At 64.7% G+C, this 23,447-nt stretch carries 23 protein-coding genes; 15 read left to right on the forward strand and 8 right to left on the reverse strand.

Annotation, left to right across the window (positions count from 1 at the left end; genetic code table 11):
* Positions 1 to 54: 54 nt before the first annotated feature.
* Positions 55 to 1,245 carry a divergent polysaccharide deacetylase family protein gene (locus MOE34_RS19385; RefSeq protein WP_242219012.1) on the forward strand — a complete coding sequence of 397 codons (1,191 nt, stop codon included), beginning with the start codon at positions 55 to 57 and terminating at the stop codon, positions 1,243 to 1,245.
* Between the two features lie 9 nt (positions 1,246 to 1,254).
* Positions 1,255 to 1,782, forward strand: a complete 528-nt coding sequence (locus MOE34_RS19390) for an RNA pyrophosphohydrolase (RefSeq protein WP_242219014.1) — start codon at positions 1,255 to 1,257, stop codon at positions 1,780 to 1,782.
* A 52-nt stretch (positions 1,783 to 1,834) separates the two neighbouring features.
* Here the strand turns inward: MOE34_RS19390 and bfr are convergent, their stop codons facing one another.
* Positions 1,835 to 2,320 (reverse strand): bacterioferritin, encoded by a 486-nt coding sequence (bfr, locus tag MOE34_RS19395; protein WP_242219016.1) that lies wholly within the window; start codon positions 2,318 to 2,320, stop codon positions 1,835 to 1,837.
* Entirely contained in the window at positions 2,286 to 2,597 is a 312-nt protein-coding gene (locus MOE34_RS19400; protein WP_242224141.1) for a (2Fe-2S)-binding protein, read from the reverse strand. The genes bfr and MOE34_RS19400 overlap by 35 nt, the downstream gene beginning before the upstream one ends.
* Positions 2,598 to 2,986: 389 nt before the next feature.
* Here MOE34_RS19400 and MOE34_RS19405 point away from each other — a divergent pair, with 389 nt between their 5' ends.
* Positions 2,987 to 3,421: a metallopeptidase family protein gene (locus MOE34_RS19405; RefSeq protein WP_242224143.1), complete on the forward strand. Its 435-nt coding sequence runs from the start codon at positions 2,987 to 2,989 to the stop codon at positions 3,419 to 3,421.
* 21 nt (positions 3,422 to 3,442) lie between these two features.
* Here MOE34_RS19405 and MOE34_RS19410 read toward each other — a convergent pair whose 3' ends face one another.
* The gene (locus MOE34_RS19410; protein ID WP_242219017.1) at positions 3,443 to 3,649 is read right to left on the reverse strand and encodes a DUF1737 domain-containing protein; all 207 of its coding nucleotides are present in this window, start codon (positions 3,647 to 3,649) and stop codon (positions 3,443 to 3,445) included.
* A complete protein-coding gene (locus MOE34_RS19415; RefSeq protein ID WP_242219019.1) occupies positions 3,646 to 4,557 on the reverse strand; it encodes an HpcH/HpaI aldolase/citrate lyase family protein in 912 nt (303 codons plus the stop codon). The genes MOE34_RS19410 and MOE34_RS19415 overlap by 4 nt, the downstream gene beginning before the upstream one ends.
* A 108-nt stretch (positions 4,558 to 4,665) precedes the next feature.
* Here MOE34_RS19415 and MOE34_RS19420 point away from each other — a divergent pair, with 108 nt between their 5' ends.
* The 5 genes from MOE34_RS19420 (at position 4,666) to MOE34_RS19440 (ending at position 8,086) form a co-directional block, all read left to right on the forward strand.
* Positions 4,666 to 4,914 carry a hypothetical protein gene (locus MOE34_RS19420; protein ID WP_242219020.1) on the forward strand — a complete coding sequence of 83 codons (249 nt, stop codon included), beginning with the start codon at positions 4,666 to 4,668 and terminating at the stop codon, positions 4,912 to 4,914.
* A 157-nt stretch (positions 4,915 to 5,071) separates the two neighbouring features.
* Positions 5,072 to 5,677, forward strand: coding sequence for a 3-isopropylmalate dehydratase small subunit (gene leuD / locus MOE34_RS19425; protein WP_242219021.1), 606 nt, complete (start codon positions 5,072 to 5,074; stop codon positions 5,675 to 5,677).
* A gap of 4 nt (positions 5,678 to 5,681) precedes the next feature.
* On the forward strand, positions 5,682 to 6,062 hold the full coding sequence (locus MOE34_RS19430) for a RidA family protein (RefSeq protein WP_242219022.1): 381 nt from the start codon (positions 5,682 to 5,684) through the stop codon (positions 6,060 to 6,062).
* 97 nt (positions 6,063 to 6,159) lie between these two features.
* The gene (leuB, locus tag MOE34_RS19435) at positions 6,160 to 7,269 is read left to right on the forward strand and encodes a 3-isopropylmalate dehydrogenase (protein ID WP_242219023.1); all 1,110 of its coding nucleotides are present in this window, start codon (positions 6,160 to 6,162) and stop codon (positions 7,267 to 7,269) included.
* 121 nt (positions 7,270 to 7,390) lie between these two features.
* Positions 7,391 to 8,086, forward strand: coding sequence for a phosphatase PAP2 family protein (locus tag MOE34_RS19440; RefSeq protein WP_242219025.1), 696 nt, complete (start codon positions 7,391 to 7,393; stop codon positions 8,084 to 8,086).
* Between the two features lie 56 nt (positions 8,087 to 8,142).
* On the opposite strand, the gene MOE34_RS19445 is transcribed toward MOE34_RS19440, so the two are convergent.
* Positions 8,143 to 10,032 carry an MFS transporter gene (locus MOE34_RS19445; RefSeq protein ID WP_242219027.1) on the reverse strand — a complete coding sequence of 630 codons (1,890 nt, stop codon included), beginning with the start codon at positions 10,030 to 10,032 and terminating at the stop codon, positions 8,143 to 8,145.
* A 491-nt stretch (positions 10,033 to 10,523) separates the two neighbouring features.
* Here MOE34_RS19445 and MOE34_RS19450 point away from each other — a divergent pair, with 491 nt between their 5' ends.
* Entirely contained in the window at positions 10,524 to 11,558 is a 1,035-nt protein-coding gene (locus tag MOE34_RS19450) for an aspartate-semialdehyde dehydrogenase (protein WP_242219028.1), read from the forward strand.
* 203 nt (positions 11,559 to 11,761) lie between these two features.
* Positions 11,762 to 12,583, forward strand: a complete 822-nt coding sequence (locus MOE34_RS19455) for a lytic murein transglycosylase (protein ID WP_242219030.1) — start codon at positions 11,762 to 11,764, stop codon at positions 12,581 to 12,583.
* 131 nt (positions 12,584 to 12,714) lie between these two features.
* On the opposite strand, the gene MOE34_RS19460 is transcribed toward MOE34_RS19455, so the two are convergent.
* Positions 12,715 to 13,416, reverse strand: a complete 702-nt coding sequence (locus MOE34_RS19460) for a DUF1013 domain-containing protein (protein ID WP_242219032.1) — start codon at positions 13,414 to 13,416, stop codon at positions 12,715 to 12,717.
* 228 nt (positions 13,417 to 13,644) lie between these two features.
* Here MOE34_RS19460 and acs point away from each other — a divergent pair, with 228 nt between their 5' ends.
* Complete coding sequence (acs, locus tag MOE34_RS19465) at positions 13,645 to 15,600, forward strand: acetate--CoA ligase (protein WP_242219034.1); 1,956 nt, start codon at positions 13,645 to 13,647, stop codon at positions 15,598 to 15,600.
* Between the two features lie 85 nt (positions 15,601 to 15,685).
* On the opposite strand, the gene MOE34_RS19470 is transcribed toward acs, so the two are convergent.
* Positions 15,686 to 15,883 carry a DUF1674 domain-containing protein gene (locus MOE34_RS19470; RefSeq protein ID WP_242219036.1) on the reverse strand — a complete coding sequence of 66 codons (198 nt, stop codon included), beginning with the start codon at positions 15,881 to 15,883 and terminating at the stop codon, positions 15,686 to 15,688.
* Positions 15,884 to 16,042: 159 nt separating this feature from the next.
* Here MOE34_RS19470 and htpX point away from each other — a divergent pair, with 159 nt between their 5' ends.
* From htpX to purH, 4 genes are all read left to right on the forward strand, one after another.
* Positions 16,043 to 17,008, forward strand: coding sequence for a zinc metalloprotease HtpX (gene htpX / locus MOE34_RS19475; RefSeq protein WP_242219038.1), 966 nt, complete (start codon positions 16,043 to 16,045; stop codon positions 17,006 to 17,008).
* Entirely contained in the window at positions 16,999 to 18,408 is a 1,410-nt protein-coding gene (locus tag MOE34_RS19480) for an RsmB/NOP family class I SAM-dependent RNA methyltransferase (protein WP_242224145.1), read from the forward strand. Before htpX ends, MOE34_RS19480 begins: the two co-directional genes overlap by 10 nt.
* A 103-nt stretch (positions 18,409 to 18,511) precedes the next feature.
* A complete protein-coding gene (locus MOE34_RS19485; RefSeq protein WP_242219040.1) occupies positions 18,512 to 20,191 on the forward strand; it encodes a heparinase II/III family protein in 1,680 nt (559 codons plus the stop codon).
* 195 nt (positions 20,192 to 20,386) lie between these two features.
* A complete protein-coding gene (purH, locus tag MOE34_RS19490) occupies positions 20,387 to 21,997 on the forward strand; it encodes a bifunctional phosphoribosylaminoimidazolecarboxamide formyltransferase/IMP cyclohydrolase (RefSeq protein WP_242219042.1) in 1,611 nt (536 codons plus the stop codon).
* A gap of 48 nt (positions 21,998 to 22,045) precedes the next feature.
* Here purH and MOE34_RS19495 read toward each other — a convergent pair whose 3' ends face one another.
* The gene (locus MOE34_RS19495; protein ID WP_242219044.1) at positions 22,046 to 23,431 is read right to left on the reverse strand and encodes an MFS transporter; all 1,386 of its coding nucleotides are present in this window, start codon (positions 23,429 to 23,431) and stop codon (positions 22,046 to 22,048) included.
* Between the last annotated feature and the right edge of the window lie 16 nt (positions 23,432 to 23,447).

Consider the following 23,447-nt stretch of genomic DNA (forward strand, 5'->3'; position numbering starts at 1 on the left):
CCGTGACCGCACGGGCCTCGTTTTCCCGCACCTTCCGGCCAGCGCGGACTGACCTTGGGCACAGATATTCACGCACCTCTCGGCCAGAACCGCAAGGCAAGGCCAGGACCCGCGGGACCGTCCCGGTTCTCCCGCGGAACGATTGCGCTCACATTTGCGGCTATCGGCCTCCTCGGCTTTTCCGGCTGGACGGCGCTCGCGCCGAGCGGATTGCGCACCGCCTCGCTTGCCATCCCCAGCGAAAAAGCCGCCACGGAGGCGAAACCCGACCAGAAGATCGCCGAGGCCGGCGACGGCGTGCGTAGGGCCAAGGGGCTTTCCGGCGCCCGTGTCGAGGAAACGTTGACCGAGAATGGCAATGTGGTTCGCAAATATTCCCCCGGTGCCCGCGACGGCGCAGGCCCGCTGATCATCGAGGCGAACCGCATCGGCCAGGATGCCCGCACTGCCGCCTTCCCGAACGAGGAGCTGCTGGAAGAAACGTCCGACGGCAAGATCCCGGTTGTCGGTCTCGATGGCACGCGGCCGATGGATCAATACGCCCGACCGTGGTCCGGCGCGCGCGGCACGCGCATCGCCGTCGTCGTCGGCGGTCTCGGCCTCAGCCAGACGGGCACGCAGCGGGCGATCCGCGAGCTGCCCGGCGAGGTGACGCTCGCCTTTGCCGCCAGCGGCAACAGCCTGCCGCGCTGGATGCAGGAGGCGCGCCGCGACGGCCACGAGATCCTGCTGCAGATGCCGCTCGAACCTTTCGACTATCCGCAGAACGATCCCGGCCCCTTCACGCTGCGCACGAATATGAGCGAGGCGCAGAACCTTGCGGAACTGCACGGCGCCATGGCGAGGCTCACCAATTATACCGGCATCGTCAATTTCATGGGAGGCCGCTTCCTTTCCGATGCCGACGCGCTAGAGCCGGTCATGCGCGACATCGCAAGTCGCGGCCTTCTCTTCCTCGATGACGGCAGCACGGCGCAGTCGCTCTCCGGCACCCTTGCCGGCGCGATCGAAGCGCCGCACGCCTTCGCCGACCTTCAGCTCGATGCCGATCTTTCCGAGGCGGCGGTGCTGAAGAAACTCGACGAGCTGGAACGCATCGCGCGGCGCAACGGCACGGCCATCGGCATCGCCTCGGCCTTCGACGAAAGTGTGGACGCCATCCGCAAATGGTGCGAGGAAGCGGAGACACGCGGCGTCGAGATCGTCGGCGTCGCCTCGCTCGCAGGCGTTCCCGCCAGAAAATAGGACATTTCGATGGGCAAGGATAAGGACAAGGTGGTGCGGGCCGAGGATCTGCCCTATCGCCCCTGCGTCGGCATCATGGTGCTGAACGCCGACAACAAGGTCTGGGCCGGCCGGCGCATTCCTGTCGGCAATTCGGAATATGACGGTTCGCCGCAGCTCTGGCAGATGCCGCAGGGCGGCATCGACAAGGGCGAGGACCCGCTGGAGGCCGCCTATCGCGAACTCTACGAGGAGACCGGCATGAGGACCGTGTCCCTCATCGCGGATGCCGGCCGCTGGATCGACTACGACCTGCCGGCCCATCTCCTCGGCATCGGTCTCAAGGGCAAGTATCGCGGCCAGACCCAGCGCTGGTTTGCCTTCCGCTTCGAAGGCGCGGAAAACGAGATCGCCATCAACCCGCCGCCGGGCGGCCACGACGCGGAATTCGACGCCTGGGAATGGAAGGCGATGCGCGACCTGCCGGACCTGATCGTGCCCTTCAAGCGCAAGGTCTACGAAGAAGTCGTCGCAGCCTTCGCGCATCTGGCGCCCTGAAACAAAAAACCCCGGCAGAGCCGGGGTTCTTCGTATCTGCGGAAGCCGAAACTTATTCGGCTTCGTTGGCCGGGGCCGCGTTGAGCTGGCCGTATTTCGATTCGCCGATCGTGCCGAGCAGTTCGAGCTGGGTTTCGAGGAAGTCGATATGGCCTTCCTCGTCGATCAGCAGCTCCTCGAAGAGCTTCATGCTGACATAGTCACCGGCTTGGTAACAGATGTCGCGCGACTTCTTGTAGGCCGCGCGGGCGTCGTATTCGCCGGCAAGGTCCGCTTCCAGCACTTCCTTGACGTTCTGGCCGATGCGCATGGGTGCGACGGTCTGAAGGTTCGGGTGGCCTTCGAGGAAGATGATGCGGGCGACGAGCTTGTCGGCGTGCTGCATCTCTTCGATGGACTCGGCGCGCTCCTTCTTGGCGAGAAGCGTGTAACCCCAGTCTTCGAGAAGGCGGTAGTGGAGCCAGTACTGGTTGACAGCACCCAGCTCGAGATAGAGCGCTTCGTTAAGCTGCTCGATGACTTTTTTGTCGCCTTTCAAGGTCCGCTCTCCTGTTTTCTTCATGGAATTGTTTGAGGCGGGTCATGAAATCAAATATCTCGGCATCCGTCGAGTCACGACGGGCGTGATACTGCTCTGTAGTGCGGATGATGATGTCGACGACGTTGGGGAAACAGCCGCAGCAACGGCCGCGCTTCTGCATCGCGTGGTAGACCTTTGCAGGCACGATAAGCTGCCAACAGTCCTCGTCGAGGAGGCTGTTCACCACATCGACGATTTCCTTTTCGGTGATGAAATTGCAGCTGCACACCAGCATTTCGTCTTGCCCGTCATACGCAAAGCACTGAGTTTCCGGGATTAAGCAAAAGACGACCTTCGTTGTCAAGAATGAACAGGTCAGCCTCATTGACTCATATATTTAGAGTCGTTCTAATCTTGAATAAATCCGTCGCCTTTTCATGGGGTTACAGTTCGATAACACTTGCAACTCTGTGAGCCGGGTGCGGCAAACTGACCGATCACGATTTATTAAAAAACTTTGGACGACGCCCGATCCGCCACGCCTGCCTTGTGGGCGCGACGGGCGTCAAAAGATCGAATCGTGAGGCACCCGGGCCGGACCACGCGCGCAGCGCAGGCGCGACATGCAAATTCGACCCTCGAAAAACCCTGGAAATCGTCTATATGACGGGCAAAGGAGACCCTATGGCCCGCATCGACCAGACCGAGGATTGGCAGACACGCCACGCCCCGACCATCAGCACCTTCGAATCCCTGGCGCTGGAGTCCTATGGCCACCTGCCGGAGGAGTTCCGCGCGCTGACGGGCAACCTCATCATCGAGATCGCAGAGTTCCCGAGCGACGATGTCTTCGAGGACATGGCGCTGGAAACGCCGTTCGACCTGCTCGGCCTTTTCGAGGGCCGCGGCATCAGCGAGCGCTTCACCGTCGAGACCGGCGAGATGCCGAACCGCATCACCCTCTACCGCCGCCCCATTCTCGACTACTGGGCGGAGAACGAGGAAACCCTCGGCGACATCATCACCCACGTCCTCATCCACGAGATCGGCCACCATTTCGGCCTGTCGGACGACGACATGGAGCGCATCGAGGCGAGCGCGGAGATCGCGGCGGGCTGACCCGCCGCGCCCTTGTCGGTCTTATTGCTCCGACAGCTTGATATCCGGCGTGTATTCCTTGCCCGGAACGTCCTTCACCACTGCCTGGCCGCACTGCATGATCTTCGCCTCGGCATTGTAGGCATAGCTCGGCGAGCCGTGCAGCTCCCAGCCCTTGTTCAGCGCCAGCGTGACCTTGTGGCAGAACGAGGCGTCGTCGGGGGCGGTGAGGAAGCGGTAGACTTTCATGCGTTCTTCTTTCTCTCGTTGATCAGGTCGACCCGGGCGATAACCCGCCGGGCCTGGTCGGCATGGAGTTTTTCGACCATGCGGCCGGCGATGCTGACGACCGCCTTGCCGGCATTCTCGGGCGCAGCGAAGGCGGCGACGATAGCAAGCGCCTCGGCAGCCTCGGCCTCGCTCACGCCGTAGGCCGCGTTGGCCGGCGCGATCTGCGCCGGATGGATCAGCATCTTGCCGTCGAAACCCATCTGCCGGCCCTGCCGGCACTCCGCCGCAAATCCATCCGCATCGGCAAAATCATTGAAGACGGCGTCGATCACGTCCAGCCCCGAAGCCCGCGCCGCGATCACCACCTGCAGGAGCAACGGCATGAGGAAGGGGCGGCCCGAAATATCGGCGATGCCGGTTTCCGCGCGCAGGTCGTTGAGACCGATAACGAGGCAATCGAGGCGTCCGCCCAGGGTGCGGCCCACCTCGGCGATGGCCGAAAGGTTGAGGAGACCGGCCGCCGTCTCGATCATCGCCCAAAGGCGCGGCCCGTCGTCGGCGCCGGCCTCGGAGAACCAGTCGGCGACGGTGAGCACGTCCTGCGGCTCGCACACCTTCGGCAGCAGAACCGCATCCGGCATGCAGGCCAGCGCCGTCTCGAGGTCGAGCACACCGTCAGGCCCGTCGAGCGGGTTGATGCGGATGATGTGCTCACGGCCCGCCGAACGGTCGAGCGACTCGAAATGCCGGGCCAGTGCTTCGCGCGCCTCACCCTTCTTCTCCGGAAGGACGGAGTCCTCAAGGTCGAAGATGATCGCATCGCAATCGAGCGTCGCGGACTTGGCGAGCGCCCGGGCATTGACGGCGGGAACGGTGAGTACCGAGCGGCGAAGGTGGAGCGGATGATGGCGGGGCGTTCTGTTCATCCCGCCTTTGTGCCGCGCTTTGCCGCAGGCCGCAAGCGCTACCAAATTCGGCCTTGCAATGAACAAGATCGCCCCCCACATTGCTTGTCAGAGAAAGGGCAAATCAAAATGCAGCGCATCCGCTCCATCGTCTTCACCGTCCTCAGCCTGATGATCGCCGGCGCGACCTTCGTGTTCGCCGCCTCCGTGGGCCTTGCCATCGCCGGCATCGTCGCCGTGCTGATGCTCGGCTCCATGCTTGCCGCCAAGCTCCAGCCCGCTCCGGTACGCGCGACCGCCCGTACCGACCGCAGGGCGCCCGGCCAGCGCGAGCCGCGCATCTGGAACGACGGCCGCGGCACGATCATCGACCTCTGACGTCGATTCCCTCCCGGCGGAGGGACGACCGGGCGTATTCTCGCGCCCGGCTTTTGCGCTTGCAGCCCGGCTTTCCCGAAGATTCTCCTTCAAATCCCGGGAAAACTGATCTAAACGCTTGGCTCAACCGACATCACCGCATTTCGAGGGTTTTCGCATGGACAAGTTCGTCAAGCTGACCGGCGTCGCCGCGCCGCTTCCCGTCGTCAATATCGACACGGACATGATCATTCCGAAGGATTACCTCAAGACGATCAAGCGCACCGGCCTCGGCAAGGGCCTCTTCGCCGAAGCGCGCTACAACGAGGACGGCAGCGTCAACGAGAGCTTCGTGCTGAACAAGTCGGCCTACCAGAACGCTACGATCCTCGTCGCCGGCGACAATTTCGGCTGCGGCTCCTCGCGCGAGCATGCGCCTTGGGCGCTGCTCGACTTCGGCATCCGCTGCGTCATCTCCACGAGCTTTGCCGACATCTTCTACAACAACTGTTTCAAGAACGGCATCCTGCCGATCGTCGTCAGCCAGGAAGACCTGGACAAGCTGATGGACGACGCCAGCCGCGGCTCCAACGCCATCCTGACGGTCGACCTGGAAGCCCAGGAAATCACCGGCCCGGACGGCGGCCGCATCGGCTTCGAGATCGACGCCTTCCGCCGCCACTGCCTGCTGAACGGCCTCGACGATATCGGCCTGACGCTGGAAAAGGCGACGTCCATCGACACGTTCGAGAAGCAGGCCGCCACCTCGCGCCCCTGGGCCTGATCCGATGCGCCGGCTGATTTCATCCGGCTCCCCATTCGAAGCGACGGCGGGCTATTCGCGCGCCGTCGTAGAGGGCGACTGGTGCTTCGTTTCCGGCACGACCGGCTACGACTACGCCACCATGACCATGCCCGAAGGCGTCGAGCACCAGACGCGCAACTGCCTTGCCACCATCGGCAAGGCCCTTGAGGACGCCGGCTTTTCTTTCGCCGACGTGGTCCGCTGCCACTACTATGTGACCGAAGCGGCCTTCGCCGACCGCGTCTTCCCGATCCTCGGCGAGACCTTCGGCTCGATCCGCCCCGCCGCCACGATGATCGTCTGCGATCTGATCCGACCGGAGATGCTGATCGAGATCGAGGTCACGGCATTGCGCCGAAGCTGACTTCCGCGCGCAAAATTCTTTCCTTTCGACGATTTTCCTTGAACGGAAGTTGCGCTAAGAAGCGCGCGACCCTTTCCGTGAGACCAAGGAAAATCCCATGACAGCGCGTACCCTCCTCCTTCTGCCCGGCGACGGCATCGGCCCGGAAGCCATGGCGGAAGTCCGCAAGATCATCGCCTACATGAACGCCGAACTCGGCGCCGGCTTCTCGACCGACGAAGGCCTCGTCGGCGGCTCGGCCTATGACGCCCATGGCGCGGCGATCTCGGAAAGCGACATGGAGAAGGCGCTTGCCGCCGACGCCGTGCTCTTCGGCGCCGTCGGCGGCCCGAAGTGGGATGCCGTTCCTTACGAGGTGCGCCCCGAAGCCGGCCTGCTGCGCCTGCGCAAGGACCTGAAGCTCTTCGCCAACCTGCGCCCGGCCATCTGCTATCCGGCGCTTGCCAATGCCTCCTCGCTGAAGCCGGAGCTGGTCGAGGGCCTAGACATCCTCATCGTGCGCGAGCTGACGGGCGGCGTCTATTTTGGCGAGCCGAAGGAGATCATCGACCTCGGCAACGGCCAGAAGCGCGGCATCGACACGCAGGTCTACGACACCTACGAGATCGAGCGCATCGCCGGCGTCGCCTTCGAGCTGGCCCGCACGCGCGGCAACCGCGTCTGCTCCATGGAGAAGCGCAACGTCATGAAGTCCGGTGTCCTGTGGAACCAGGTCGTGACGGAAACCCACAAGCGCAGCTATTCCGACGTCCAGCTCGAACATATGCTGGCGGATGCCGGCGGCATGCAGCTCGTGCGTGCTCCCAAGCAGTTCGACGTCATCGTGACGGACAACCTTTTCGGCGACATGCTTTCCGACGTCGCCGCCATGCTGACCGGCTCGCTCGGCATGCTGCCGTCCGCCTCGCTCGGCGCGCCGGATGCCAAGGGCCAGCGCAAGGCGCTCTACGAGCCGGTGCACGGTTCGGCCCCGGACATTGCCGGCAAGGGCATTGCCAACCCGATCGCCATGATCGCCTCCTTCGCCATGTGCCTGCGCTACTCGTTCAACATGGTGAAAGAAGCCGACAACCTGGAAAAGGCGATCGCCAATGTCCTCGACAGCGGCATCCGCACCGGCGACATCATGTCGGAAGGCAGCCGCAAGGTCGGCACCGCCGAGATGGGCGACGCCATCCTCGCGGCATTCAAGACGCTCTCGGCCTGAGCCGATCCCGTTACTGAAAAGGCTCCCGGCGCGACCGCTCCGGGAGCCTTTTTCGTTTCCCGCCCTTGAAAAACCGCCCGCCGCCAGCACATGGAGGCAACGCCGCCGTCAAGGGATACCCATGAACCGATCGTTCGCGACCTCCTCGCTCTGGATCCTCGCCGCCACCGTCGTGCTCGTCGCGGCCCTCGTCCCCCTCGATCCGATGCTGTCCCGGCGCGCCCAGGACCTTCCCGCCGCCGTCGTGGCGTTCAACGGGCGCATCACCGACTTCGGCACATTCCGCTGGATGCTTTACGGCTCCGGCCTCACCGCCGTCCTCGCCTATGGACTTGCCCGGGCGAGCAGCCGCGAAACGGTGGCGGGAAAGGCGCAAGCCGCCGGACGACTGGCGCTCTATTTCTTCCTGACCATCGGTGCGACGAGCGTCCTCGTCCACCTCCTCAAGCTGGTCATCGGCCGCGCCCGCCCGGCGCTGTTTGGCGAACACGGCGCCTATAGCCTGACGCCGTTCGCCTATGACGATCTCTATTCCAGCTTTCCTTCCGGCCATTCGGCGGCCGTCGGCGCCTTCTTCGGCGCCTTCGCCATGCTCGCGCCACGCCTGCGCCCGCTCTTCCTCATGGGCGCGCTGGCGATCGGCGTCTCGCGCGTCATCCTCGGCGCGCATTATCCGAGCGATGTCGCCGCCGGGCTGCTGCTCGGCCTGTGGACGGCCATTGCCGTTGCCTACATCTTCGCCCGCAGGCAATGGCTCTTCCGTCTCGACGAACGCGGCTGGCCACTGCCGAAATCGTTCGGCGCGAAATCCCAATGAAAAGCCGGCCCGTGTCGCCACGGGCCGGCTCGCCATGAAAGATCGGAAGGGGGTGATCAATCCATGGCGTGGATATCGCGGTCCTTCGTTTCCGGCAGGAAGAGCATGCCGATGACGAGGGTGAGACCGGCGAAGATGATCGGATACCAGAGGCCGAAGTAGATATCGCCACGGGCCGCGCTCATCGCGAAGGCCGTTGCCGGCAGCAGGCCGCCGAACCAGCCGTTGCCGATATGGTAGGGCAGCGACATGCCGGTGTAGCGGATGCGGGTCGGGAACAGTTCCACCAGAAGGGCGGCGATCGGGCCGTAGACCATCGTGACGTAGATCACGAGCACGGTCAGCACGGCGATGATCGTGACCCAGTTCACGTTGGCCGGGTCGGCGACCATGGTGAAGGCACCGGCAGCCGGGATCGTGTAGACGGCCATGTCGGCGGCGCTACCGACTTCCTCGGCCGTCAGCAGCTTGCCGGAAACGAGGTCGGCAGCCGGCACGGTCGCCTTCTCGCCGGCGCGGATGGCGGCGGCGTCGAGCTTCAGTTCCGGGTTGGCCGCAACGAAGGCGTCAAGCTTGCTGTCCGGAACCTTGGCAGCGCCACGGACCAGCGGATAGCCGCCGTCATGAAGTGCGATGTTGATACCCTTCTTGAAAGCCGCGTCGAGCGCCTTTGCCTGGTCCGCCGAGGCGACGGCATCATAGCTCGTGATGGTCTCGTCGCCGATCTTGACCGTCGCGGCCGTGCCGGGAGCCGCCGTGGTGACGACGTCGTAAGGCACGGAGTTACGGGTCAGGAAGTCGGTCGCGATATCGCAGGACGTGGTGAACTTCGCCGTGCCAGTCGGGTTGAACTGGAACTTGCAGTCGCCGGGAGCGGCCGTGACGGTCGCACGGGATGCCTGCTGCGCCTGTGCCAGCGCCGGATTGCCGGCCCAGGTCAGCGCCTTGAACAGCGGGAAGTAGGTGAGCATGGCGAGCAACAGGCCGGCCATGATGATCGGCTTGCGGCCGATCTTGTCCGACAGCCAGCCGAAGAAGACGAAGAAGCCGGTGCCGAAGATCAGCGAGGCGGCGACCATCAGGTTCGCCGACTGGCTGTCGACCTTCAGCACGCCCGTCAGGAAGAACAGCGCGTAGAACTGGCCGGAATACCAGACGACGGCCTGGCCGACGACGGCACCGAACAGGGCGAGCAGCGCGATCTTGGCGTTGCGCCACTGGCCAAAGGCTTCCGTCAGCGGCGCCTTGGAGCCCTTGCCCTCTTCCTTCATCTTCGCGAAGGCCGGGGATTCGTGCATCTTCATGCGGATCCAGACGGATACGCCGAGAAGGACGACCGAGACGAGGAAGGGAATGCGCCAGCCCCATTCGGCGAAGGCTTCCTTGCCGACCATGAACTGCACCGCGAGGATCACCACCAGCGACAGGAACAGGCCGAGCGTCGCCGTCGTCTGAATCCAGGAGGTGAAGTAGCCGCGCCTGCCGTCCGGCGCGTGCTCGGCGACATAGGTCGCGGCACCGCCATATTCACCGCCGAGCGCAAGGCCCTGCAGCATGCGCAGCGCGATCAGGATGATCGGGGCGGCGATGCCGATGGTGGCGGCTCCCGGCAGCAGGCCCACGACGAAGGTCGAGAAACCCATGATCAGGATGGTGACGAGGAAGGTGTACTTGCGGCCGACGAGGTCGCCGAGGCGGCCAAAGACCAGCGCGCCGAACGGACGCACCAGGAAGCCCGCGGCGAAGGCGAGCAGCGCGAAGATGTTGCGCGTCGTCTCCGGATACTGGCTGAAGAAGGTGGCGCCGATATAGATCGCCAGCGAACCGTAAAGATAGAAATCGTACCACTCGAAGACGGTGCCGAGCGACGAGGCGAAAATCACCTTCTTCTGCTCGCCCGTCATGGGCGCCGACTTGGCTTTGCCCACGGTCGAAACATTTGCCATTCCATTGTCCTCCACGAAAACGGCGTAAGGGGGCAACCCGTATGCGGCCCGGTGTTTCTCCCAAAAACGCCGGGCAGGGTGCGCCTTGATGGAAGGATGGCAGAAAACGCCGGGCCGCATCAGCGCTGCTTTGGGCTTATGACTTTGGGTGTACGACTTAAGTCGCGGACGGGCGGGCGCTGCCAAACGGCCGATCCGTCATGCAAGGCTTGACTCTTCGGCAGATGAGCGTATTCAGCACCCACGCAAAGGAACCGCCATGTACCGCTTTGGGATTGCCATCGCCCGCATGATCGCTCCGGCCTTCAACGCCGGACGGGTTCGCCATTGCGTATCGATTTCCAAAACAACGGCCAAAACGACGACGAAAACCGTCTGACGTCTCTGGCCCACCGCTCTCTCCCCGGTATGGCCGGGGACCGAAACCCGCGTTACGGTCGGCGGGTTTCCCCTCCTGACCCGCGGAGAGACAGAGAAAGAGAGCTTTAGTCATGGGTTTCAAGATCGCAGTCGCCGGCGCGACCGGCAATGTCGGCCGCGAAATGCTGAACATCCTCGTTGAACGCGGTTTCCCGGCCGACGAAGTCGTCGCGCTGGCATCCAGCCGTTCGCAGGGCGTGGAAGTCTCCTTCGGCGACAAGACGCTGAAGGTGCAGAACCTCGAGAACTACGATTTCTCCGACACGGACATCTGCCTGATGTCGGCCGGCGGCACCGTCTCGCAGAAATATTCGCCGAAGATCGGCGCGCAGGGCTGCGTCGTCATCGACAACTCCTCGGCCTGGCGCTACGACGCCGACGTTCCACTGATCGTTCCGGAAGTGAACCCGGATGCTATCGCCCAGTTCACCCGCAAGAACATCATCGCCAACCCGAATTGCTCGACCGCCCAGCTCGTCGTCGCGCTGAAGCCGCTGCATGACCTCGCCACCATCAAGCGCGTCGTCGTCTCGACCTACCAGTCCGTCTCCGGCGCCGGCAAGGACGGCATGGACGAGCTCTTCAACCAGACCCGCGCCGTCTTCGTCGCCGATCCGGTCGAATCGAAGAAGTTCACCAAGCGCATCGCCTTCAACGTCATCCCGCACATCGACAGCTTCATGGAAGACGGCTACACGAAGGAAGAGTGGAAGGTGCTCGCCGAGACCAAGAAGATGCTCGACCCGAAGATCAAGGTGACCTGCACGGCCGTGCGCGTCCCGGTCTTCATCGGCCATTCCGAATCGGTCAACATCGAGTTCGAGAAGGAAATCACCGCCGACGAGGCGCGCGATATCCTGCGCGAGGCACCGGGTTGCCAGGTCATCGACAAGCACGAGAACGGCGGCTACATCACCCCGTACGAATCGGCCGGTGAAGACGCCACCTACATCTCGCGCATCCGCGAGGACGCGACGGTCGAGAACGGCCTCAACATGTGGGTCGTTTCCGACAACCTTCGCAAGGGCGCGGCCCTCAACGCCATCCAGATCGCGGAACTGCTCGTCGCTCGCGGCCTGATCAAGGCGAAGAAGCAGGCAGCCTGACCGGAAATCACGACCTTGCCGCATTTCGGTGAAAAGTGGCAACGGTCCGTTAACCGACTTTAAATAAAAGTCCCGGTTGTTCCGTTCAAGAACAATCGGGACTTCGCTTTGAGCCGGCACGGCTTACGGCGGGCGCGGTGACAGGAACAGGGGAGCATGGCATGCTCCCGCAGCGGAATTCACGAGAGATCACGGGGTTTTTCATGGGCATGACAAAGAGCGTGGCCAAGGTGCTGGCCGCAATGATCGCCACGGCAGCGGTGCCGGCGGCGGCCGAAGCCGCCAAGTGCGGCAACGATGCGGGCGGTTTCCCGGCCTGGGTGGAAGCATTCAAGGAAGAAGCGGCCGGCCGCGGCATCAGCCGCACGACGCTCGACAAGGCCTTCGCCAATGTCGGCTATGCCAAGGCCACGATCCGCGCCGACCGCGGCCAGAAGAGCTTCAAGCTCTCGCTCGACCAGTTCATGCAGAAGCGCGGCGGCCAGGCGATCATCAAGCGCGGCAGGAGCCTGCGCAAGCAGAATGCGGCGCTCTTCGACCGCATCGAGGCCCGCTACGGCGTGCCCGCCGGCCCGCTGCTCGCCATCTGGGGCATGGAGACCGGCTTCGGCGGCTTCCTCGGCAAGGAGCACACGCTTTCGGCCGTCGCGACGCTCGCCTATGACTGCCGCCGCTCGGACTATTTCACCAACCAGCTCTATGCCGCCCTGCAGCTCGTGCAGAACGGCACGCTCAGCCCCACGGCACGGGGCGCGGCGCATGGCGAGATCGGCCAGACGCAATTCCTGCCGGTCAACGTGCTGAAATACGGCGTTGATGGCGACGGCAACGGCCGCATCGACCTCGTCGGCTCGAAGGCCGACGCACTTGCCTCCACGGCGAACTTCCTGCGCGGCCACGGCTGGAGCGCGGGCGCGGGCTACCAGCCGGGCGAGCCGAACTTCGGCGCGTTGCAGGGCTGGAACGCAGCCAGCGTCTACCAGCGCGCGATCGCCATCATCGGCGCGGAAATCGACGGCGACTGATTCAGCCGGCCTATCGGCGGACTCGACTTGCTGACGCCCGGCCCTGCGCCGGGCGTTTTGCATGATGGAGACGGCAATAAAAAACCCGGCTGCAAGCAGCCGGGTTTTCACGATCTGCGATGAAGCGCGGCTCAGAAGCCGTCGTCTTCGTCCTCTTCCGGCGTTGCCGACTTCAGCGACTTGAGCTTGGCGAAGACGGCGTCGGCGTCGATTTCCTTCTCTTCCTCGCGGTCGGTGCTGTAAGGCAGCTTTTCCGTTTCCTGCGCCGGTTCCAGCGTTGCGCCGAGTTCGGCGGCGGTCGGCAGCGGACGGCCCTTCGAAGCGCGTTCGACTTCGAGGTCGAGGTCGATCTGCGAGCAGAGACCCAGCGTCACCGGGTCCATCGGCGTCAGGTTGGCCGAGTTCCAGTGGGTGCGCTCGCGGATCTGCTCGATCGTCGACTTGGTCGTGCCGACGAGACGCGAGATCTGCGCATCCTTCAGTTCCGGATGGTTGCGCACGAGCCAGAGAATGGCGTTCGGGCGGTCCTGGCGCTTGGAGACCGGCGTGTAGCGCGGGCCCTTGCGCTTGGATTCCGGCACGCGGACCTTCGGCTCGGAGAGCTTGAGCTTGTGGTTCGGATTGGATTCGGCGCGGGCGATCTCCTCGCGGGAGAGCTGGCCGGTCGAGATCGGGTCGAGGCCCTTGATGCCCTGGGCCGATTCGCCGTCGGCGATGGCCTTCACTTCGAGCGGGTGCAGTTTGCAGAACGTCGCGATCTGGTCGAACGACAGCGCCGTGTTGTCGACCAGCCAGACCGCGGTCGCCTTGGGCATGAGGAGCTGCTGAGCCATGGATATAATCCTTCTGTCCGTCCGCGCCGGTGTCGCGGGCCGTGGGGTAACCACTATATTTCCGGGAATTGCGCCCTCTATAACGCCACCGTCGCAGAAATGCAATTCTTCAAGAGCAAATGACCTTTTGTCTAATTGCCCGACTGCATCGACCTGTTATGTATGGGCAAGGAGCCGCGGGGACCGGAGGAGATCGGCCCCCGTGAATTGCAGTTTAGGGAGGAATCCATGTCCGCAAAGACCTATCCGGTGCTGAAGTCCGCGAAGAACCGCACGCTGATGGACAACGACACCTATCAGAAATGGTATCGCGAAAGCGTCGAGAACCCGGAGCGCTTCTGGGACAAGCACGGCATGCGGATCGACTGGTTCAAGCCCTATACCAAGGTGAAGAACACGTCCTTTACCGGCAAGGTGCCGATCAAGTGGTACGAGGACGGCATCACCAACGTCTCCTACAACTGCATCGACCGGCATCTCAAGGCGCATGGCGACGACGTCGCCATCATCTGGGAAGGCGACAACCCCTATATCGACAAGAAGATCACCTATAACGAGCTTTACGAGCACGTCTGCCGCATGGCGAACGTGATGAAGAAGCACGGCGTCAAGAAGGGCGACCGCGTTACCATCTACATGCCGATGATCCCGGAAGCGGCTTATGCGATGCTCGCCTGCTCTCGCATCGGCGCCGTCCATTCCGTCGTCTTCGGCGGCTTCTCGCCGGACGCGCTGGCCGGCCGCATCGTCGACTGCGAATCGACCTTCGTCATCACATGCGACGAGGGCGTGCGCGGCGGCAAGCCGATCCCGCTGAAGGAAAACACCGACACGGCCATCGACATCGCCGCCAAGAACCACGTCATCGTCAACAAGGTTCTGGTCGTGCGCCGCACCGGCGGCAAGATCGGCTGGGCGCCGGGCCGCGACATCTGGCACCACCAGGAAGTGCTGACCGTGCCGCACGATTGTCCGCCGGCCAGGATGAAGGCGGAAGACCCGCTTTTCATCCTCTATACGTCCGGCTCGACCGGCAAGCCGAAGGGCGTGCTGCACACGACGGGCGGCTATCTCGTCTATGCCTCGATGACCCACCAATACGTCTTCGACTACAAGGACGGCGAGGTCTACTGGTGCACGGCGGATGTGGGCTGGGTCACCGGCCATTCCTACATCGTCTACGGTCCGCTCGCCAACCGCGCGACCACGCTGATGTTCGAAGGCATTCCGAACTTCCCCGATGCCGGCCGTTTCTGGGAAGTGGTCGACAAGCACAAGGTCAACATCTTCTACACCGCACCGACGGCGATCCGCGCGCTGATGGGCGCCGGCGACGAGTTCGTGAAGCGCTCCAGCCGCTCCTCGATCCGCCTGCTCGGCTCGGTCGGCGAGCCGATCAACCCGGAAGCCTGGGAATGGTATTACAACGTGGTGGGCGAGGGCCGCTCGCCGATCGTCGATACCTGGTGGCAGACGGAGACCGGCGCTGCGCTCATCACGCCGCTGCCGGGCGCGACGGACCTGAAGCCCGGCTCCGCCACGCGGCCGTTCTTCGGCGTCCAGCCCCAGCTCGTCGATAACGAGGGCAAGGTGCTGGAAGGCGTCGCCGACGGCAACCTCTGCATCATCGATAGCTGGCCGGGCCAGGCGCGCACGGTCTACGGCGATCACAAGCGCTTCGTCGAGACGTACTTCTCCACCTACAAGGGCAAGTACTTCACCGGTGACGGCTGCCGCCGCGACGAGGACGGCTACTACTGGATCACCGGCCGCGTCGACGACGTGCTCAACATTTCCGGTCACCGCCTCGGCACGGCCGAAATCGAATCGGCGCTCGTCTCGCACCACCTCGTCTCGGAAGCCGCCGTCGTCGGCTATCCGCACGCCCTCAAGGGCCAGGGCATCTACTGCTATGTCTCGCTGATGGCCGGCGAGGAGGGCACGGAGGCGCTGCGCCAGGACCTCGTCAAGCACGTGCGCCGGGAAATCGGCCCCATCGCGACACCGGACAAGATCCAGTTCGCCCCCGGTCTGCCGAAGACCCGCTCGGGCAAGATCATGCGCCGCATCCTGCGCAAGATCGCCGAGGACGATTTCGGCTCGCTCGGCGACACCTCGACGCTGTCCGATCCGGCCGTCGTGGACGACTTGATCGCCAACCGGCAGAACAAGGCCGCCGGCTGATCGGCCCTTCCGGAAAACGCGAAACGGCGGCCGATGGCCGCCGTTTCCGTTTCAGGCATACAATCTGCCGGAAGCCGAGGGGTTCTTAGAAGTCGATCGCCCGGCCCTTGATCTCCCAGTCGCCGAAGCGTGCCGGATCCTCGCCGCCGCGTCCGCCGGTCTCCGGCGCACGCTCGACGGGCGGTGCGGCCTTGCGGCGCTCCTCCGCCTCCAGAAGTGCGCGCTGGGCAGCAGGCGAAAGCACCTTGCGGCCATCGGAATGATTATCGTTGTCGCTTTGCATGAAATTCGGCATCCTTCCCGGATATTGAAGAATTCCTCTCGGCTTACCATCATATAGGGACGTCAGGGCAGCCTGGAAAGCGCTGATTCACGTGAAACGCGCCCTTGAAAGCAGGGACGCAGCAAACCGGCGGGAAGGCCGGACAGGAGTTGAAGACCCATGAACATCGTTCGCACAGCCATGCTGCTCGCCGTCATGACGGCGCTTTTCATGGGGGTGGGCCTGCTCATCGGCGGCAAGGGCGGCATGATGATCGCGCTTCTCGTCGCGGTCGCCATGAACTTCTTCTCCTACTGGAACTCAGACCGGATGGTGCTGTCCATGTACGGCGCCAAGGAGGTCGACGAGCGCTCGGCGCCGGAATATTACGGCATCGTTCGCGACCTTGCGGCGCGCGCCGGCCTGCCCATGCCGCGCGTCTTCGTCATCAACAGCGACCAGCCGAACGCCTTTGCGACCGGCCGCAACCCGCAGAACGCGGCCGTCGCCGCCTCCACCGGCCTTCTGCAGGCGCTGAGCTACGAGGAGGTGGCGGGCGTGATGGCGCATGAACTCGCCCATATCCAGAATCGCGACACGCTGACCATGACGCTGACGGCGACGATCGCCGGCGCGATCTCAATGCTCGCCAACTTCGCCATGTTCTTCGGCGGCGGCCACAACCGCGAGAACAACAACCCGCTCGGCTTCATCGGCGTGCTGATCGCCATGATCGTCGCGCCCTTCGCGGCCATGCTGGTACAGATGGCGATCAGCCGCACGCGCGAATATTCCGCCGACAAGCGGGGCGCGGAGATCTGCGGCAACCCGCTCTGGCTCGCCTCAGCACTGAAGAAGATCGCCGTCGCCGCTGGCCGCATCCCCAACGAGGCCGCCGAGCACAACCCGGCGACCGCCCATATGTTCATCATCAATCCGCTCTCGGGCGAGCGCATGGACAACCTGTTCTCGACCCACCCGAACACGGAAAACCGCATCGCCGCGCTGCAGGAAATGGCGCGGGGCATGCAGGCGCGCTCGACGGAACCCGTCCGGGCTGATAATCCGGTGCGCAAATCGCGCTCCGTACCCACGACGGGCTGGGGACGCGGTGGTTCCGAACCACCAAAAGGTCCCTGGTCTTGAACGACGACAGAAGAAGAGCACATCCGAAACGGCACCGCGGCAGCAGGGGTCCGAAGCCCCCGGAGGCCGACGCGAACCAGCCGGAAAAGCCGGGCCTTCGCGCCCGGCAGGCCGCGGCGAAAATCCTCGCGGCCGTGGTGGATCGCCGGACACCGCTCGACGGCATGCTCGACCTCGAGAACGGCAACCCCGCCTATCGCCAGTTGAACGATGCCGACCGCGCGCTGGTGCGCGCGATCCTCAACACGGCGCTGCGCCATCTCCCCCGCATCGAGGCGATCCTCGACACGCTGGTCGGCACGCCGTTGCCGGAGGGCGCGCGGGCGCTGCAACACGTGCTGACGGTCGCCGCCGCCCAGATCCTTTATCTGGACGTGCCCGATCATTCCGCCGTGGACCTTGCCGTGGAACAGGCCCAGCTCGACCCGCGCAACCGCCGTTTCGCCAGCCTCACCAATGCCGTGCTGCGTCGCCTTTCGCGCGAAAAGGCCTCGCATCTTACAGCGACCCGCGCCGTCTCCGTCATTCCGCCCTGGTTCCACGAGCGGCTTGTCGCCATCTACGGCGCGGACCATGCGGCCCGGATCGCCGCTTCTCTGCTGGAGCCGTCCTCCATCGACCTCACCGTCAAATCCGATGCGCAAGGCTGGGCCGACCGGCTCGGCGGCCTCGTCCTGCCGACCGGTTCCGTGCGCCTTCCCACCGCCTCCGGCGCCATTCCGGCGCTCGAAGGTTTCGAAGCCGGGGAATGGTGGGTGCAGGATGCCGCCGCGAGCCTTCCGGCGAAGCTTTTCAGCGACCTTGCCGGCAAGCGGGTCGCCGACCTTTGCGCCGCGCCCGGCGGCAAGACGGCGCAACTCGCGCTGGCGGGCGGCGAGGTGATCGCCCTCGACCAGTCCGGCAACCGCCTGAAGCGGCTCATCGGCAATCTTGCCCGGCTCGGCCTGCCGGTCACAGCCGTCGAGGCCAATATGGCGGATTACCGGCCTGCCGAACTCTTCGACGCCGTCCTGCTCGATGCGCCATGCTCCTCCACCGGCACGATCCGCAAGCACCCGGATGTGCTCTGGACCAAAGGCCCGGAAGACATCGAAAAGCTCGCCCGCCTTCAGGAGCGGCTGCTGCGCCATGCGATGACGCTGGTGAAACCGGGCGGGGAACTCGTCTTCTCCAACTGCTCGCTCGATCCGAACGAAGGCGAGGAGATGGTGTCGCGCGTGCTCGCCGACAATCCCTCCTGGCGGATCGAACCCGTCAGCCCTGCGGACTGGCCGGGGCTGGAGGCCGCGATCACACCCCGCGGCGAATTCCGCACCACACCCGCCATGCTGCCCGCGACGGCCACGCATGCCGGTGGCGTGGACGGTTTCTATGCCGTGCGGCTGCGCAATGGCGCATGAGGAAAGGACGGCGCACCGCCGTCATCAACAGTCCATAAGCGCCGACGAATTGACGCCGCTTGCCTCCTCGGCCTACCTATAGGCTTGGAGGCATTCGTTAACCATGCAGCTTTCCGACCGGCAGCGGCTTTCCTATCTCTATCTGCGTGAGGGTTGGCGCCGGTTCTCGCGAAGGCTTGCCTTGGGCCGAATCAGCGCGATGCGCTTTTCCGGCGGCACGCCGGATCGACTTGTCGTGGCGCCGACGGACCTGCACCCCGCCGATCCCTTCGCCGGCGAAGAAATCGCCGCCGGGCGCTTTCCGCTTGCCGGCCGCGTACTGGAATGCGAGGGCGAATCGCCCTTCGCGCTGGAGCTTCCCTCCGAGGAATTCGCCGTTCGCCTGCATTCCTTCGGCTGGCTGCGCCATATGCGGCTGGTCGACCCCGAAAAGGCGGCGCACACGACCCGCTTCATCGTCGACGACTGGCTGCAGAGCCATGGCCGCGTCATCGGAGGCCTTGCCTGGCGGCCGGATATCACGGCACAGCGCATCATCGCCTGGCTTTCCCATTCGCCGGTCATATTGAAAGATGCCGACTACCCCTTCTACCGGCGTTTCCTGAAGAGCCTTGCCTTCCAGGTGCGCTACCTGCGCCATGTAGCGGACACGACCCGCGACGGCGAGCCGCGGCTGCGCGTGCGCATCGCGCTTGCCATGGCCTCCATCGCCATCCCATCCTCACCCTCCAAGATGCGCAAGGCCGCGCGCAATCTCGACGAGGAGCTGGACCGCCAGATCCTTCCCGATGGCGGCCATTGCTCGCGCAGTCCCCGCGCCGCGCTGGACCTCCTGCTCGACCTGCTGCCGCTGCGCCAGACCTATGTCAATCTCGGCCACGACATGCCCGCGCAGCTCATTCCCTGCATCGACCGCATCTTCCCGGCGCTACGCTTCTTCCGCCACCAGGGCGGGGAGCTCGCCCTCTTCAACGGCGCGACCTATACGCTGGCGAACGAGCTGATGTCCGTGCTGCGCTACGACGAGACGGGCGGTGCACCCTTCAAGGCGCTGCCCTCGATCAACTACGACCGGCTCGCGGTGAAGGAGACGGTCGTGCTGATGGATACGGGCGTGCCGAAATCCGTCGATCTTTCCTCGACGGCGGCGGCCGGCACGCTCTCCATCGAGATGTCCTCCGGCAAGAACCGCTTCATCGTCAATTCCGGCCGCCCGCGCTTTGCCGGCGAGGCCATGCGGCAGATGTCGCGCATGACGGCGGCCCACTCGGTCGCGACGCTGAACGACACCTCGTCCTCGCGCATCTCAACCGCCCGTTTCCTCGGCCCCATCGTCATCGGCGGCGTCGGCAAGGTGACGGTATCGCGCACCGAGCGCGATTCCGGCGCCGACGGCGTCACGGCAAGCCACGACGGCTACCTGAAGCGCTTCGGCCTCCTCTATGAGCGCGACATCCTCGTTGCGCCTTCCGGCAGCGAGATCCGCGGGCGCGAGCGCTTTCTCAAGCCCGGCAATCCGCATGCGCCGGTCGAGGGCCTGGCGGTGGTGCGGTTCCATATCCACCCGGCCATCCAGATCTATCCAGCGTCGGAGAACGAGGCCCGGCTCGTGGCGGCCGACGGCGAGGCCTGGGCGCTGACCTGCCTCGACGTGCCGGTGGAGGAGGAAGACGACGTCTTCTTCGCCGATCCCTCCGGCGTGAGGGCCTCCCGGCAACTGACCCTCACCATGCCGCTCGGCACGACGCCGGAGGTGCAGTGGTCGCTGGTGCGGCGGCGCTAGAGCGTTTCCAGCCGAAGCGGAATCGCTTCGGTGTCGGATAATACGATAAAACAAAAAGCTAGAGAAATTCCGATAAAAGCGCTCCAGCTTCCGGCGCCATTCCATCCTTTCGCGGTTTTCTCCGCGCCATGCCTGTGATAACGGGGCGCATGACCATCCGGCCCTCCTCCCGGGCCGTCAGAACGGAGCATCCCAATGGCCGTCATTTCCAAGAAAATCCCCGCCCCCGACCGCGTTACCATGCGCACCGCACTGCTGTCGGTCTCCGACAAGACCGGCATCGTCGAGCTTGCCCGGGCGCTCGCCGAAAAGGGCGTGCGTCTCCTGTCGACCGGCGGCACGCACAAGGCGCTCAGCGATGCGGGCCTTACGGTGACGGACGTTTCGGAAGTGACCGGCTTCCCGGAAATCATGGACGGCCGCGTCAAGACGCTGCATCCTTCCGTTCACGGCGGCCTGCTGGCGATCCGCGACGACGCCGAGCATGTCGAGGCGATGAAGGCGCACGGCATCGGCGCGATCGACCTTGCGGTCATCAACCTCTACCCCTTCGAGGACGTCCGCGCCAAGGGCGGCGACTATCCGACGACCGTCGAGAACATCGATATCGGCGGTCCGGCCATGATCCGCGCCTCGGCCAAGAACCATGCCTATGTGACCATCGTCACCGACCCGGCCGACTATTCCGCCCTGCTGGAAGAACTGGCCGACGGGTCAACCTCCTACGCCTTCCGCCAGCGCATGGCCGCCAAGGCCTATGCCCGCACGGCCGCCTATGACGCGGCGATTTCCAACTGGTTCGCCGAGGCGCTCGACATCGCGATGCCGCGCCACCGGGTTCTCGGCGGCGTCCTGAAGGAAGAGATGCGCTACGGCGAGAACCCGCACCAGAAGGCGGGCTTCTACGTCACCGGCGAAAACCGCCCCGGCGTCGCCACCGCGACGCTGCTGCAGGGCAAGCAGCTCTCCTACAACAATATCAACGACACGGACGCCGCCTTCGAGCTGGTCGCCGAGTTCCTGCCGGAGAACGGCCCGGCCTGCGCGATCATCAAGCACGCCAATCCTTGCGGCGTCGCTACCGGCAAGACGCTGAAGGACGCCTATGCTCGGGCGCTCGCCTGCGATCCGGTCTCGGCCTTCGGCGGCATCATCGCGCTCAACTCGAAGCTGGACGGGGAGACGGCGGAAGAAATCGTCAAGCTCTTCACCGAGGTCATCATCGCACCGGATGCCGACGAGAAGGCCCGCGCCATCATCGCCTCCAAGCCGAACCTGCGCCTGCTGGTGACGGGCGCGCTGCCCGATCCGCGCGTGCCGGGCCTTTCCGCCAAGACCGTTTCCGGCGGCCTGCTGGTGCAGAGCCGCGACAACGGCATGGTCGAGGACCTGGAACTGAAGGTCGTGACCAAGCGCGCGCCGACGGCGCAAGAGCTTGTGGACATGAAGTTCGCCTTCAAGGTCGCCAAGCATGTCAAGTCGAATGCCGTGGTCTATGCCAAGGACGGCCAGACCGCCGGTATCGGCGCCGGGCAGATGAGCCGCGTCGATTCCGCCCGCATTGCGGGCCTGAAGGCCGAGGAAGCCGCAAAGGCCATGGGCCTTGCGGAACCGCTGACGCGCGGCTCCGCCGTCGCCTCCGAAGCCTTCCTACCCTTCGCGGACGGTCTGCTCTCGGCAATCGCCGCCGGCGCGACGGCCGTCATCCAGCCGGGCGGCTCGATGCGCGATGCGGAAGTCATCGCCGCGGCGGACGAGGCGGGTGTCGCCATGGTCTTCACCGGCATGCGCCACTTCCGCCACTGAACTTCGGCTCCACCTGAACGAAACGCCCCGAAAGGGGCGTTTTGCGTTTCAGGCCTCAACCTTGGCGGCCGGGTAGGGCGTGCGCAGCAGGAGCAGGAGGCCAACGACGAGGAAGGCGATCAGCGCCATCATGCCGAGGCGGGCGGAGCCCGTGGCCGTAGTGATGAGCGCAACCGAGAGCGGAGCGAGGAACGATGTCGCCCGGCCCGAAAGGGCATAGAGGCCGAAATAGCGGCCCGCCTCGTCCGGATGGATGCTTCTCGCCAGATAGGAGCGCGCCGAGGCTTGCACGGGACCGAAGGCGACGCCGATCAGAAGGCCGTAGAGGATATAGGCCTTCTCCGCCGCCGTGCCGAAGAGGCCGCCGCTATCGGCGGTCGGCAACGGGATAAGGCCGAAGAGCGTGAAGCCGGGGCCGGTCGAGACGATGCCGATGGTGGCGAGCGTCAGGCAGACGAGGCTCATGACGACGACGATCTTCGAGCCGAGGCGCTTGTCCAGCCGGCTGGCATAGAGGCAGCCGCCGATGGCGACGACATTGAGGATGATGCCGTAGATGCCGAGTTCGAAGGTCTGCCAGGCGAACATGCCGGCCGCAAAAGTGCCCCCAAGCGCAAGAAGCCCATTGACACCGTCCTGGTAGATCATGCGGGCGATAAGGAAACGGAGGATGCCGGGCCTGTTTTTCAGGTCACGCAGCGTCGCGGAGAGATCGGAAAAGCCGGCACGCACGGCCGCGGTGATGGGCAGGCCCTTGCTCTGGTCCGGCGTGAACAGGAACATCGGCAGGATGAAGACGAAATACCAGGCCGCCGAGATCGGCCCGGTGATGCGCGCATCCTCGCCCGTTGCGGGATTTAGACCGAAGAGGGGCGAGATGCCGAGGGCAGTCTTGCCCGTGTCGGGATTGGCGGCGATGAGGGCGACGACGGCGATCAGCACGATCATGCCGCCGAGATAGCCGAGGCCCCAGGCGATATTGGAGACCCGCCCCGTATCCTCGGGCTTCACCAGCCGGGGCATCATCGAATCGTTGAAGACGATGGAGAATTCCGCCGCGACGGTCGCAAGCACGATCATCGCCATGGCGAAGGGCAAGCTGCTGCCCGGCGCCGCCTGCCAGAGGGCGGCGAGCGACAGGATCTTCACCACCGCAAAGACGGCGATCCAGGGCTTTCGCGCACCGGAGGCGTCCGCGATGGAACCCATGACCGGGGCGAGCAGCGCAATGGCGATGCCGGCAATGGTGAGCGTGTAGCTCCAGGCCGCCTGACCGGCCGCATGGTCCTCGGTGAGGCGCGAGACGAGGTAGGGGCCGAAGATGAAGGTGGTGATGACCGTGAAAAAGGGCTGGGCTGCCCAGTCGAACAGCATCCAGCCCGCAATACCGAGACGGCCCGTCCGTGGCTCCCGGCTTTCCGTGACGACCGTCATTGCCCCTCCTTGGCTA

It is taken from the genome of Shinella zoogloeoides (assembly GCF_022682305.1).
In the GTDB taxonomy this organism is placed as follows: domain Bacteria; phylum Pseudomonadota; class Alphaproteobacteria; order Rhizobiales; family Rhizobiaceae; genus Shinella; species Shinella zoogloeoides_B.